An 11,849-nucleotide genomic window follows, 5' to 3' on the forward strand; every position below is an offset into this window, starting at 1 on the left:
AAATCGTCACTTTTCGCTCCAAAAAACTTTCCGCCAAAGATGGCGTACTGTGCGTCAGAAAATCATATTATTATTTTCTCGTAGGAGAATATCACTGCGATATTTGAAAATGCTGAAATTCTCGCATTTTCCATTGATTTGCCATTACTGTGCCATTCAAATGCCATTGATTTGCCATAATTGAGCCAAAACTACATTCATTTCTCAATAGTCTGAGCTTGTTGAGAAATAAGTTTTTAAAATTCCATTGAAATGCCAGAAATTTGCCATTCAAATGCCATAATCCTGCCATAATTGAGCCAATTTTCTGAAATTCCTTTTTTTTGCCATAATTCTGCCATTGGGGTAAGTTTTTAGTTCGTATGCGAAGTTTTTTCAGACGAACTCTCCAGCGTTTACCAATTTGTGGCAGTCAAAAAGAATGACGATATGTGGCAGTCAAGAAAAAAAAGAATTAGATAAGTGTTGTGCGTGACTCAATATCCTGACTGCCTAATTTCTCTCCTCCTAATTGACCACGGCGCGATCGCTTCTGAAGCCCAAATACCCAATCTCAATTCAAGGCTTGGCTACGCTCTACTCCCCTGGTCGCCCTATTAGACATTAGAGATTAGGGATTGGGTGAAATGGGCGTTGTCATTCCATCTGTGAAACTTGATCTGCTTTTGTCGTTTTTGAGTAGTTTTTTTGTAGTCAATTTGGGCTGATTGCGATCGCTATCGGCTCATGGCGGTTACGCCATCATGCGACTGAAAAAATTAAAGCGGGGTAACATTGCGCTTTGTGCATCTCACGCCAACCGCTCACGAGAAACACCCAACGCTGACCCAAGCCTTGAAAATATTAGATTCATTGGGCGCAACCACTTGCAGGATTTCAAAGCTTTGACATCAATGCTGGGATTGTAAGAATAACTGGGTGCAGTAGAGATTTTTTAAAGCCTGATAATCTACACAAAACTAAAGTAGATTTAGTGGCAAACAGTATTGTAGAATACAATTCTCCACAGGTAGCTATCGGGCTACCACACAGGTGACACCTAGCTACCTGTTGGGTGAAAAAGTAGTGGTTTTTTGTGATTTTTGATTTTCCCGACAGGTAGCTGTCTAGTAGCCCTCAAGGTAGCTAGCGAGGAGTGATAAAATTGCCAAAAATTGGAAAATCAGCCGCCTCTAAATAAACATACCTACTACGGTTATTTTTGCTATTTTTAATTTCCTAAAATCGCTTTGATCAGAGTAGATAAAAATACCTAGTGATGCCCAAAAAATCATGTTACCAAAGACGTGAAGTATTTTTGAAAAGGCAAGATTAAAGTTATCAAGTATGGTGAATCGCATTTAAAAAGTTGGGGTAGGTTTTGCACCTACTCCAAGGTGTTTAAAAAGGTGTGTTGGGAGTTTGGCAGCAGTCGGGCGAGGGCGATCGCGCCTCTCCACCCCTGTCACAATCGCCTACACCAAGTTTCGGGTAACATTCCACAGCCAACACCATACACACCCCTAGAATCGCAAAATTAACCCCACTCATGATTTAAGTGGGGCATTGAATATTGGGGATGAGGGATTGGGAATTGGGGCGATCGTATGGTAAATGTAGATTTATGAAAATCAAGATTTACTATGCTCATTTAACTCCAGAAGAGTGCGATTCACCGCAATGTATTCCCGATATTCAATCAATGGAAGTAGAGATACCAGACGAAATCGTAGATGTTCAAAAAGCTTTGAATGAGTGGAGCGTTAAGACTGGTGTAACACTTTTTGATTGGAAGAAAAAACGTGTTCAGGACTAGGGCGATCGCCAAAATCATCGGTACTATAAAAAACTGCCAATAGCATCGAGCAGATCCGCTTTAATTTCTCCCTGCCTTAAAGCCTTCCCCACTAAGGAATTCTTCATTTATCAGCAACAGAATTTTATCTGTGTCTTTCCCTTTGTTGGCATAACTAGCAGGGTTACTGGGGTCTTTCTTGTTCTCCATGCCGAACTTAGCATTATGGCTAATCACCTCATCCTTGTGAGCTTCAATCCAATCACGTACCAGCAAACCGTTACAGCCCGATAAATCTCTAAGTGCTTGGTTAGTCACTGCCAAGCGATCTGAGTCTCCAGTTGCCACAGTATCGTTGTAGTGCGCTCTAACGCCAAGCGCCTAGTCGATTTATCATTATTTGAGGCAGTTGATGCTTTCATTGAAGCTGGACTGACAACACAAGAAGAGATTGACCAGACGATTTCCCAAATAAGGGCATTGGCTGCTGACGAAACAACAATATTTTGCATCCCTCGCGTCACGCAGGTTTGGGCGCAAAAATAAGTTTATTGTTCCGTTTACGGTTTCAAAAAATGCGAATCGCCTAAACCCGTTAACAGGTTTACTTGATTCAGTTCTGGGGGATAATCTACTGGGAAAGTAACTGCCTATGATGATCTTGGAACCCAATAATCAGCTAAACCTATTTGCCAACATAAAACCCACACCAGCACCTAGAGCAGAGGCCCTGGTTATGAGTGCTGATGCACTGCTGAAGTGGAAAGCGCAAATCTTTGACTATCAGCAGCTAGTGAGAAAAAGTCAAGCACCAAAACAAGCAACACTGTTTGACCTAGCCCCGACACACTGTGACCCAGAGACGATAGACCCGTTTAAGCTGCATTTACAACCAATGGCTTTTTACCGGATGCCAGATGATTTTGGTCAAGCAGCTTTGTATTTTGTGATTGATTCTGCTGCTGAATTGCTACTTTATGTTGGGGAAACTAAGCGGAGTAACAAACGCTGGCGTGGGACTCATGGCTGCAAGGATTACATCAGCAGTTACCAAGACTTACATTATCGCTATCAGATAGAGACGGCGGTTAATATTGGTTTTTGGTGGGATGCTCCAGTTGAACGACGCGCACGGCAAGCGCTAGAGTTGAGCCTGATTCAAAAGTGGCGATCGCCATTTAACAAGGAGAATTGGGAGCAGTGGGGACAACCGTTTAAGTAGACTATTTTGTGATAGCGAAGGGCTTACGAGAATGTCTGATAATTTACCTTTTCAAAATCCAGACCAACTACAGCAATGGCATCAGGGTATAAAAGATGCCAACCGCAATAATATTTTCTGTCACTGTCGTACTTGCGGTTATGAGTGGATGGATTCAAAATTTGATGTTACTTGTATTAAATGCAGTAGCAAAGATGTAGAAAATATTTCATCTTGGCAGTTTCCAGATGATTAAATCAGAATAATTTATATTCTTGCTAACCACTTTCCAAGTGCTAAATCTGCTAATGATTCTAGGGAATCAGGATTTAGAATTAACTCCTTATAAGTGTTAATTACCACAGGAGAAAATGATTTATAAGAAAGGCTCCAATACAAATTTCTAGGTCTTATTTCTCGTGGCATGGCATCCCATTCAGATTGCAGCCTCATCCGGCCAAACCCCTCTGGTACATGACCAGCATAGGTTACAACAGAGCCATCCATCCACAACCTCATTCTGCCAATAACTTGTCTTCTTTGTGTAAATAATAATGAGCTTGGAGTTGGCAGCCATAGAAATATGACTGGTTTATTAATCTTTCTTTGATAGCATAGCTCGGCTACTGGTTTAGCCTTACCTCTGCCATATCTAATAGTATTTTTACCTTCAATTTCTTCTTTGATTCGCCCACCACAGGCATTGCACCCAAAACTGTTTCTATAGAGTAGCTATATCTTTAAGTACATAATTCAGCAACTCCTTGCCACCTAAATCATTTCTGCTTTAATTTTGACTTTTTGAACCCAGTACCTAAACTCGTAATCTTCGTCATATTGGTACATCTCATAAAGCCCTTCAAGGCATTTTTCTAAACTTTCAAAATCTGTATCATTATCCCTGAAATCTTGCCATTCTCCAGTACCAGAAATCCAATATCCTAATTCTCGTCCTTCAAACTCAACACAGTAGACAATATAGCTGTCTTTGTTTGGAGAAGAACCAGAATATTTAGAAATTTTAGGAAAACCAAAAGAGTCTTTTAAAATATTAGCCATTGCATATCCTCATTATTTATATATATTAGAAAATTATCTCATTTTTCAGGAATAATCAGGTTATTACCCACATTACCCACTAAATAGTCCATAAAGTTAGGGTGCGATCCTACATCTGGCTGTGCCTACGCTCCTTTGTTTTCCTCACGGTGAGGAGCGATCGCACTAATCATTGAGCATCTATCGCCTGCTTATGAAGTAGTGCATGAGGCGGAAATCCTTCTCGTTTAAGTTGGTGTTCATTCATATAGTCGCTATCAAGGATGCCGTAACTTCTGGTCTTTTCCGCCATCTCCATCACAAATTCTCTATTGAAAACTACTCCAAAATAAGTACTGCCTTTAAACTTATTTCCAATCCATGTAGGGTCAATTACTTCCATTGCGTTATTAACTAACCAAGCATGAGGTACTGCAAAATCCAACTCATCATCAATAGCAAAGCCTTCACAGTAACTTAGTTGCGAATAGTCCCATAATGCCTTGTAACAATTTTCAAAGCAAGCTTTACGTTCACCTTTAAATAGTGATTTAACCTGAGTTACAAAAGGTTTACCATAATCCAAAACTAGCCTTTGTGTACTTTTGTATTGAAAGTCAGAACGTGTGTTAAGTTTATCAATCAAGTCTGCTTGTTCTTTTAATATTGCTAGCAGACGGTCTAAGTTACTGCTCATTATTTAAATACTTCCTTGCTAGCTCTTTTTCAAGTTGTGGATTTCTGTGTTCGATAATTTGGATGAGGCTAATTAAACGCTTGAACCAGTATTCACGAATCGCGTCAATTTCTAAACACGCATAGTTTATTGACATTTTTTTATCTGAGTTAGTTGATGTAGCTCCAGATGCTGCTGCAATATTCGCTTTTTTCATTTCCCCAGCACAAAGGGCATACTCAGCCTCTATCGTATTCTGAAATTCTTCAGCAATACTTAGCTGTTCTGGGGTCATGTAACTCTGATTTTTAAATACTTCACTTGTCGCTTCTTTATTACTCATAAAATTAAAATTCTTGTATTTAAAAAACTCTGAATATTATAAATTTTAGATTAAAAAATACATCATTAATGTCTGTCCAAAATTTTATATTTTTATTATCTAAATATTAAACCACCAATACTTATGTAATCCTCTCATTTTTGAATTTGCATTACTATGTTCATCCGCCCATGTTAGTGTACTATCATCACCGCAAACATAACCAGAACCACCAAATTTATTCTGACCCTCATCTATTATTTCCATCATTACTTTAATAATTGTTCTTTCACTTACAGAAATTTCGTAATGTTCCAAGAGCAAATTTTTAATATCTTTAGCACAAACACCATCAAAAAACCTTGGTTTTTCATTAATAATATTAATAATTAAAGTTTTTAATTGTTCTGCTTTCATTATTTTACATAATATCTTCAGATTTTTATTTTATATATAAATCATTCTATAGGTTTTAGCCAACCAATAAATTTTTCATAATGAAATTGCTTGTCTTCACAGTTAGCAATTCTAACAATATTTTCTTGATGATAAGGGAAAGAAAAGGAACCAAAATATCCTTCTTTTATCGAACCATTTTCTAATAATACAAAATAAGTTCCATTATCTTCTGGTAGCCCTTCAATTATTTCAAATGATAATATTTTACTTAACATTTTAATTTCCCTTAAACGAATCGCTAAAATCTTTTTGTTCTAACTGTCTGAGTTTTTCTAACTTCCGATTTAAGAGTGAAGCATCAGTTTCTGGTTCACCATTGTCATCAGTTTCGCGTTCCTCGTCCAGCCATTTCAACAGTTCGGCTTTCGGACGAAATGACATTATAGGGCGCTTCTGGTTGTAATTCTCTTGAGCTTGGTAAAGTGCATCACGATTGGCTTCATTCCATCGCTGCTGAGAAGATTTTTCTTTTACATTATCAGTAATTTCTGGCATTACCTCAACTTTGAGATAGCCTCCTTTACTCTTAAACTGCCAATTATTATTGTAATGATCGAAGTGTTTTTTAGCTCCTTTTTCTGTTTTCCATCGCTTGCACAAATGGAAACTTTTATTGATAAAAGCATATTCAAGATTAGAATCAAATGTGTATAGCCAACCCAAAGGCTTATCTTCTTTGGTATAGCAACGGTATCCGTAGTACATTTTATAAAAACAAAACTAATTAATTTTATTGACTAATAAAATCGATACCTACTTTTTTTCTAAGAGAGTAAGCAAATTTTATCGCTTCATCAATATTTTCAAATTCTTGCTCACCGATAAAAGTTTTCCAGTCCAACATAAAGTTAATGACTCCACCTTTCATGCCGGGGTTAAAAGTTATACTCACCGAATGCTCCCCTTGAGTTTTATTTAGCGGTTCAAGAAGCTTAAAAAGCTCATCCATTTTGGTCATCACGACATCAAACTCAATTCCAGCAGTGCTTCACTTCGGGTTAACAACTTGCCAGTGTAGGGAGATAGCCAACACACCCCTGGCGGCTGCGCGTTGTCTTCCTTACGCCATCCGGCATCACGTAATATTTTCTCTTTGCGATCGCACTCGACAACTAGAGCAATAATTTCTTTTGCTTCTGTCAGCGTATCCACCCGCCGCAGCTTAGTCTTTTGATTGCTGCTTACTTGAAATGGTGTAAGCCCGCTTTTGTCTTCAATCAACCACCCTTTAGTAGTGTTACTCCGTCCAGGTAATCCGTTGGAATAGTAAGTATTGCGGACGTAAAACCTACCATCAGCAGTAAGATATTCACCTGCCTCAATACGTTGCAGTTTCATAATGGTTTTAATCGGGATAGTCAGAATGTGCGATCGCTTACTCTTATATGTTCATAGTATACTATGAATTTACAGTCTGTGCGTTTAGCTAACTGATAGCTGCCAACACATTTTCGCTAGCCCAAGGCTTCCTTTTTCCTGTTGATGATGTGGTACGCCATCGCAGCCCTTTAATTAAGCCGTTCTGCAACAACCTCTATCAATTTTGCTATTTCTTCGGGGTTGGCATCCTCTGAAGGGATAATAGATATCAAAGATAGAGAATGGCGATTCAGGACTGTCTTTGCATGATATGGAAGAGTAGTATAAGTGCATCCATTTAATTCTGTCTTAACTTCTAATCCGCTCAAAACTAATTGATTAGTGTAAAAATAGAGAATTGCTTTTAACCTTTGTTTGCCATCAAGAACTTCGTATGTATGATATGACTTTTCGTAGAGAACAATTGGCATTACAGGGAAATTAATAATAAAAGATTCAATTAGCTTGGATTTTTTTACATCATTCCAATTTCCAACAGATTGACTCTCATTATCAATCACCATGTAATTAGGATTAGACCTAATATTTTCAACTAATGCTGGTAGCTTTATCCTGTCAATTTCTTGAACTAGTCTGTCTTTAGCGGATTCATATCTGCCATTAATTTCATCGTCTGTCATCATTATGTTTCTTTCCCACCCATTACTAGAACTGGCTCAATCCAAACTAGTTTTCTTTGCTGCCTACCTTCTCCATAAGGCTGATTGCGTAAGAAGCCTCTGCGCCAATGGACACTCTTAGAGCCATGTGTACCGCTACTACCTTCACTGCTTTGCGTCCCTTCACGTTTAAGTCGATATCCAAGTCCTAGCCAAAGTGGTTGATAAAAATCCTGCGCTTGCGCTTTGCCAAAACCTTTATTCACCCTGACTATTTCGCTTGTTGAATCTACAAGTTCAGGGCGACATTCCATTATCAAAATTAATCGTAGTAAAATTGAGTGCAGATATTCATTAAATCCTTTGACTACCTTGGGGTCAATATCTTGAGAATCGGTATAGGTAAGTTTTTGTGCATCAAGTTTAAATCTGCGGCAAAAGAAACTAGACCCATCGGTTGCTGTCCAATAAAGGATACCAGCTTCACTATCGTAATGCCAAAAAACAGCATCAACGCTCTTATTTTCAGGAGAAAGAATTACTCCTTTGGGCAGCATAAACATTCCCGTTTTCATTGCCCAATTTAAACTGTCTACATCAACGGTTAAAACCGATTGCAGCAATGCTTCGAGTAAATCTTTGTTCACCCAATATGCCGGACATTTAGCAATACCTACTTTAAACAAGGTGTATAGGGTGATGTACATCGATTCTGCGGGATTAGTCCTTAATTGGCGCAGTAGCTTTTGTTCCTCCGCAGAGTAATAAATATCGGCAACAATACCGCACATCTTTTCATAGCTTTCGTAACCGTCTACATGAACAACGGGACGAATAACAATTTCATTAAACCAACCTTTAGGTTTTTTGCTCATGCAGCACGCCTCGAAAACTCCTCTCGATGCCATTGTAGAGAATCAAGTCTAGGATAATACTGCTCCTGGGCGGGTAGGTTTATGCGATCGCCCCTAAATTCTCGCATCGGTCTAGCGTTGGGTGAATCTTCACGCAGATTGTCAGCAACAATGATGGTGTAATCATCATCGATGGTGAACCAAAAGCGGTCAAATGCCCAATGATGATTTTTGCACAGTGACAACCCGTTATCAATGCGGTCATCGTAAAACTGGGAGAAAGGTTTGATGTGTGACCCGTCCACAATGTTTTGACTAAGTGAATCGAGTATCTGCAATCCACAAAACGCGCAAGTGTGGTTATAAGTTGAGACAACGATTTTACGGAACGCACCATCTCGCACAATTACAGCTTGCTCATCTTCTAATTCCTCCGGCTGATAGACCTTTCCACCAGTGCGTTGCAATTGGTCTTGTAGTTCAGCAAAGGCGTTGACTTGTAATAATGACTCGATATCCTGTGTGCGATCGTTAAACCAGGAATTAATCAGAGTGTGGCTTAGTACAGTGCGATCGCTCTGGTTTTGCAGAAGCGTCCATAATTCACCATCAAGATAAGCATACTCTACAGTTTGCCTAATGGTACTGGGAGTTCTGATTTTCACCTTGGCAGCAATCAATGATTCAAACCCCAGTTTCATCTCAAAATACCAGAAACCGTCACTGGTGAGGTGGTAAAAAGGTAAGCCTATATCCGGCTTGCGTACTGGTTCTAGATGGCTCCAAAGTTTCAAAAATGTGGCAATGAGTTCAGCAGATAGAGGAATTTGGTTTCTCACTATCTGCCTAGTTGCTATCATTTCAATGACAGATAACAGCAAAATCGGTTTATTGGGCGCACCAGGGCTAACATTTAAGCCTAGCTTCCCAACAACAGACTTTGGAGAAAATTTCTTAACGTAGTAAGCTAAATCTTTGGCCATTCGCAGTTATGAGAGAATATCGCTGTACACGTAACGCATTATACTCACATGACTGTGCTGGGCGTGATGACCTAAGAGAACGCCAGGGGCATTACATCTGGGCAATCAACGAAGAGGCTGCATGGCAGGAAATGGCGCGCAGGTATCCAGAGGAAACTACAGAAGGGTTTACTGTCCAGGAGTGGGAAAGTTTTGACGTTAAGGTGGTGGAAGTTAAACGGGATGAAAATGGGAATATTATTGGTTGATGGAAACTCTGAATTGGATTGACAAATCTGCATGGGCAGAAGGTTAATGGCAACAAGAACCTGACAGAATAGAATGGGTTTATCTGGGATTCCCTTGTTTAATAGTCAGACAAAATGAAGGTACTTTCTCTGGGTACGTGGCTATTAATAAAACTCATCCTTATTATGGTAAGGATATGGATGATAATGAATTAAAGTTCATTCGGGTTCATGGAAAAATCACATTTTCTGGAGGAACTGACCAAAGTGAAGACCCCAGAGCAGTTTGTCATAAATTATTACCAAAAACCGCTAATGATTGGTGGATAGGATTTGATTGTATGCACAGTGAAGATGTTATCCCAATTATGGTTAATTTTTTTAACTTTAGAGATAGCACCTATAAAAACATCGAATACGTGAAAAACCAAGTTGAAAGTTTAGCAGAGCAATTAAATAACTTAAAAACAGAATAGATGAGTTTCAACAATATGAAACACCTGATGCTTAATTTTGCACAGGTTCTACTGTCATGATATATTGCCCATACGCACGACCATTTTGCCATTCCCTAGCATCAACTATATAATAAGTGTTATCAAGCTTAAAGACTGCCATTCTTTTATTTCTTCTGGTCGCTACTTGGATTGTAACATTAACAAGTTCTTTAAAATTTTCAGATGCCATCTAAAATTACAATTCAATATTGATAAACTGCTAGTTTTTTTGATTAATCATCAAAAATGTAAATAACAAAGTATATTTAAGATTTTGTCATCTACAGGTGATTTGCTCAACAACAAGATTCTTACAAAATCGCTTGAGATAAACAAACTATAATAAAATCGAAGAACATCTATATTTTAACTATTAATGATTAGCTCATTACGGCTGCTAAACTTTAAAACATTTGAGAATCAATTGGTTGAATTCAAATGGCTTACCCTGCTCTCTGGTTATAATAGCACTGGTAAATCCTCTGTATTGCAAGCAGTATCACTGCTGCATCAATCTTATCAGCAAAGTTTACTACAAAGCACTGGTTTATTGCTCAATGGAAACTTGGTAAATATTGGCACAGCTAATGATGCTTTGTATGAAAATGCCAAACAAGACTATGTAGGATTTGAGCTTAGTTTAAAAAACGGAACTAAAGGAATTTGGCACTTTAACTACAACTCCTTAGAGAGAGAAGCAAATTTTTTAGAGAGTGGATTCAACTCTGTTGATGCCGATGTTTATCAGTCAAGCATTTTCAACGGGCAACTTTATCACCTTCAATCAGAACGTGCAAAAGTTGCATCAGGAATCTTAAATTACCAAAGGCGAGAACTTAGACAAATTGGTGCGCTTGGCGAATATACAGCACATTTTCTCTATACATACGGTAGTCAACCAATCCCCATCGCCGAACTCGCTCACCCGGAAGCAAAATCAATGGATTTGCTAGACCAAGTTGAGGCATGGATGGGAGAAATAAGTTCTGGTCTACGCATCCAAGTTGATGCACATCTAGATATGGATTTGGTTAACTTAAAATTTAGTGACCCTATTGGATACGGCATTACCTACGTTCTACCAATTATCCTAGTAATTCTAGCATCCAGTCCGGGTGCATTAATTCTTATTGAACACCCAGAAACCGGACTCCACAACCAAGCACAAACAAAGCTGGGTAAGCTGTTAGCACTGGCTGCTAACTGTGGGGTTCAAGTGGTGGTAGAAACTCATAGCGACCAGATTTTAAACGGCATTCGTCTTACGGTGCATGGTGGTAAAATTGAGCCAGAAGATGTGCAGTTACATTACTTTCAACGTCAAGAAAACCAAGGTCAAGCTTTTATTAAAGTTGTGTCACCACGCATTGATAAAGACGGCAGAATTGACCGATGGACTGATGGGTTCTTCGATGAGTGGGAAAACATTTTAATGGTTTTGCTAGAGCCTGCCAAAATATAACTTTATGAACGATTTTACACAAACACAAACAATTTTGCTTAGACAAGAAGCTTAAGCGAATTTAGATAATTTAGTTAACAATTTACAAACAATACAAACTTTATTACAAGAAGGTCAAAGCCTAAAAATAGAGAATGTCATTAAAGAATCAATATATCTTATTGAAAACATCATGCCAAATCTAGCATTTGATAATGCTTTGAAATTGACTTATTTAGTTAGATTCTTAGTGAATTGTCTATTGAATTTAGAAATAATCAGCAGTGATACAGATAAAATCAATCAGACTATTCAAGAAATTACTATTTGGCATGATACTGTTATCACAATATTCCAATCCAACTAATATATTTAATAAATAAAGAAGCACATTAACG

General features: G+C 38.4%; 23 protein-coding genes. 7 read left to right on the forward strand and 16 right to left on the reverse strand.

What is annotated here, in order from left to right:
* Nucleotides 1-91: 91 nt before the first annotated feature.
* Nucleotides 92-292 (reverse strand): hypothetical protein, encoded by a 201-nt coding sequence (locus ACWATR_RS37205; RefSeq protein ID WP_460344513.1) that lies wholly within the window; start codon nucleotides 290-292, stop codon nucleotides 92-94.
* Nucleotides 293-743: 451 nt separating this feature from the next.
* Between ACWATR_RS37205 and ACWATR_RS37210 the strand changes: the two genes are divergently transcribed.
* Nucleotides 744-908: a hypothetical protein gene (locus tag ACWATR_RS37210; protein ID WP_460344516.1), complete on the forward strand. Its 165-nt coding sequence runs from the start codon at nucleotides 744-746 to the stop codon at nucleotides 906-908.
* A gap of 472 nt (nucleotides 909-1,380) precedes the next feature.
* Here ACWATR_RS37210 and ACWATR_RS37215 read toward each other — a convergent pair whose 3' ends face one another.
* The gene (locus ACWATR_RS37215; protein WP_460344519.1) at nucleotides 1,381-1,530 is read right to left on the reverse strand and encodes a hypothetical protein; all 150 of its coding nucleotides are present in this window, start codon (nucleotides 1,528-1,530) and stop codon (nucleotides 1,381-1,383) included.
* A gap of 28 nt (nucleotides 1,531-1,558) precedes the next feature.
* Between ACWATR_RS37215 and ACWATR_RS37220 the strand changes: the two genes are divergently transcribed.
* On the forward strand, nucleotides 1,559-1,795 hold the full coding sequence (locus ACWATR_RS37220) for a hypothetical protein (RefSeq protein ID WP_460344522.1): 237 nt from the start codon (nucleotides 1,559-1,561) through the stop codon (nucleotides 1,793-1,795).
* 60 nt (nucleotides 1,796-1,855) lie between these two features.
* Here the strand turns inward: ACWATR_RS37220 and ACWATR_RS37225 are convergent, their stop codons facing one another.
* Nucleotides 1,856-2,122, reverse strand: coding sequence for a hypothetical protein (locus ACWATR_RS37225; RefSeq protein ID WP_460344525.1), 267 nt, complete (start codon nucleotides 2,120-2,122; stop codon nucleotides 1,856-1,858).
* 12 nt (nucleotides 2,123-2,134) lie between these two features.
* On the opposite strand from ACWATR_RS37225, the gene ACWATR_RS37230 reads away from it, so the two are divergent.
* The 3 genes from ACWATR_RS37230 to ACWATR_RS37240 all read left to right on the forward strand — a co-directional run bounded on the left by ACWATR_RS37230 (nucleotide 2,135) and on the right by ACWATR_RS37240 (nucleotide 3,231).
* Nucleotides 2,135-2,320: a hypothetical protein gene (locus ACWATR_RS37230; RefSeq protein WP_460344528.1), complete on the forward strand. Its 186-nt coding sequence runs from the start codon at nucleotides 2,135-2,137 to the stop codon at nucleotides 2,318-2,320.
* A gap of 106 nt (nucleotides 2,321-2,426) precedes the next feature.
* The gene (locus tag ACWATR_RS37235) at nucleotides 2,427-2,996 is read left to right on the forward strand and encodes a GIY-YIG nuclease family protein (protein ID WP_460344531.1); all 570 of its coding nucleotides are present in this window, start codon (nucleotides 2,427-2,429) and stop codon (nucleotides 2,994-2,996) included.
* A 31-nt stretch (nucleotides 2,997-3,027) separates the two neighbouring features.
* Nucleotides 3,028-3,231, forward strand: a complete 204-nt coding sequence (locus ACWATR_RS37240; protein WP_460344534.1) for a hypothetical protein — start codon at nucleotides 3,028-3,030, stop codon at nucleotides 3,229-3,231.
* 11 nt (nucleotides 3,232-3,242) lie between these two features.
* On the opposite strand, the gene ACWATR_RS37245 is transcribed toward ACWATR_RS37240, so the two are convergent.
* From ACWATR_RS37245 to ACWATR_RS37300, 12 genes are all read right to left on the reverse strand, one after another.
* Nucleotides 3,243-3,482 carry a hypothetical protein gene (locus ACWATR_RS37245; RefSeq protein ID WP_460344537.1) on the reverse strand — a complete coding sequence of 80 codons (240 nt, stop codon included), beginning with the start codon at nucleotides 3,480-3,482 and terminating at the stop codon, nucleotides 3,243-3,245.
* Between the two features lie 264 nt (nucleotides 3,483-3,746).
* Entirely contained in the window at nucleotides 3,747-4,034 is a 288-nt protein-coding gene (locus tag ACWATR_RS37250; RefSeq protein WP_392530155.1) for a hypothetical protein, read from the reverse strand.
* A gap of 169 nt (nucleotides 4,035-4,203) precedes the next feature.
* A complete protein-coding gene (locus tag ACWATR_RS37255; RefSeq protein WP_094346484.1) occupies nucleotides 4,204-4,710 on the reverse strand; it encodes a hypothetical protein in 507 nt (168 codons plus the stop codon).
* Nucleotides 4,700-5,032, reverse strand: coding sequence for a hypothetical protein (locus ACWATR_RS37260; RefSeq protein ID WP_460344542.1), 333 nt, complete (start codon nucleotides 5,030-5,032; stop codon nucleotides 4,700-4,702). The genes ACWATR_RS37255 and ACWATR_RS37260 overlap by 11 nt, the downstream gene beginning before the upstream one ends.
* 99 nt (nucleotides 5,033-5,131) lie before the next feature.
* On the reverse strand, nucleotides 5,132-5,428 hold the full coding sequence (locus ACWATR_RS37265) for a hypothetical protein (RefSeq protein ID WP_094346486.1): 297 nt from the start codon (nucleotides 5,426-5,428) through the stop codon (nucleotides 5,132-5,134).
* A gap of 41 nt (nucleotides 5,429-5,469) precedes the next feature.
* Nucleotides 5,470-5,685 (reverse strand): hypothetical protein, encoded by a 216-nt coding sequence (locus ACWATR_RS37270; RefSeq protein ID WP_460344545.1) that lies wholly within the window; start codon nucleotides 5,683-5,685, stop codon nucleotides 5,470-5,472.
* Between the two features lies 1 nt (nucleotide 5,686).
* On the reverse strand, nucleotides 5,687-6,175 hold the full coding sequence (locus tag ACWATR_RS37275) for a hypothetical protein (RefSeq protein ID WP_460344548.1): 489 nt from the start codon (nucleotides 6,173-6,175) through the stop codon (nucleotides 5,687-5,689).
* Nucleotides 6,176-6,200: 25 nt separating this feature from the next.
* Nucleotides 6,201-6,431 carry a hypothetical protein gene (locus tag ACWATR_RS37280; protein WP_143855698.1) on the reverse strand — a complete coding sequence of 77 codons (231 nt, stop codon included), beginning with the start codon at nucleotides 6,429-6,431 and terminating at the stop codon, nucleotides 6,201-6,203.
* Nucleotides 6,428-6,808 carry a hypothetical protein gene (locus ACWATR_RS37285; protein ID WP_340096832.1) on the reverse strand — a complete coding sequence of 127 codons (381 nt, stop codon included), beginning with the start codon at nucleotides 6,806-6,808 and terminating at the stop codon, nucleotides 6,428-6,430. The genes ACWATR_RS37280 and ACWATR_RS37285 overlap by 4 nt, the downstream gene beginning before the upstream one ends.
* A 170-nt stretch (nucleotides 6,809-6,978) precedes the next feature.
* Entirely contained in the window at nucleotides 6,979-7,473 is a 495-nt protein-coding gene (locus ACWATR_RS37290) for a DUF262 domain-containing protein (RefSeq protein WP_460344553.1), read from the reverse strand.
* Nucleotides 7,473-8,324 carry an AcrVA2 family anti-CRISPR protein gene (locus ACWATR_RS37295; RefSeq protein ID WP_460344556.1) on the reverse strand — a complete coding sequence of 284 codons (852 nt, stop codon included), beginning with the start codon at nucleotides 8,322-8,324 and terminating at the stop codon, nucleotides 7,473-7,475. Before ACWATR_RS37295 ends, ACWATR_RS37290 begins: the two co-directional genes overlap by 1 nt.
* Nucleotides 8,321-9,286, reverse strand: coding sequence for an HNH endonuclease (locus ACWATR_RS37300; RefSeq protein ID WP_460344559.1), 966 nt, complete (start codon nucleotides 9,284-9,286; stop codon nucleotides 8,321-8,323). The genes ACWATR_RS37295 and ACWATR_RS37300 overlap by 4 nt, the downstream gene beginning before the upstream one ends.
* Nucleotides 9,287-9,671: 385 nt before the next feature.
* Between ACWATR_RS37300 and ACWATR_RS37305 the strand changes: the two genes are divergently transcribed.
* A complete protein-coding gene (locus tag ACWATR_RS37305) occupies nucleotides 9,672-9,989 on the forward strand; it encodes a hypothetical protein (RefSeq protein WP_460344562.1) in 318 nt (105 codons plus the stop codon).
* Between the two features lie 31 nt (nucleotides 9,990-10,020).
* On the opposite strand, the gene ACWATR_RS37310 is transcribed toward ACWATR_RS37305, so the two are convergent.
* Nucleotides 10,021-10,200 (reverse strand): hypothetical protein, encoded by a 180-nt coding sequence (locus ACWATR_RS37310; RefSeq protein ID WP_460344565.1) that lies wholly within the window; start codon nucleotides 10,198-10,200, stop codon nucleotides 10,021-10,023.
* Between the two features lie 234 nt (nucleotides 10,201-10,434).
* Here ACWATR_RS37310 and ACWATR_RS37315 point away from each other — a divergent pair, with 234 nt between their 5' ends.
* Complete coding sequence (locus ACWATR_RS37315; protein ID WP_460344568.1) at nucleotides 10,435-11,472, forward strand: AAA family ATPase; 1,038 nt, start codon at nucleotides 10,435-10,437, stop codon at nucleotides 11,470-11,472.
* The last annotated feature ends 377 nt before the right edge of the window (nucleotides 11,473-11,849 follow it).

This window comes from Nostoc sp. UIC 10890 (assembly GCF_054786515.1).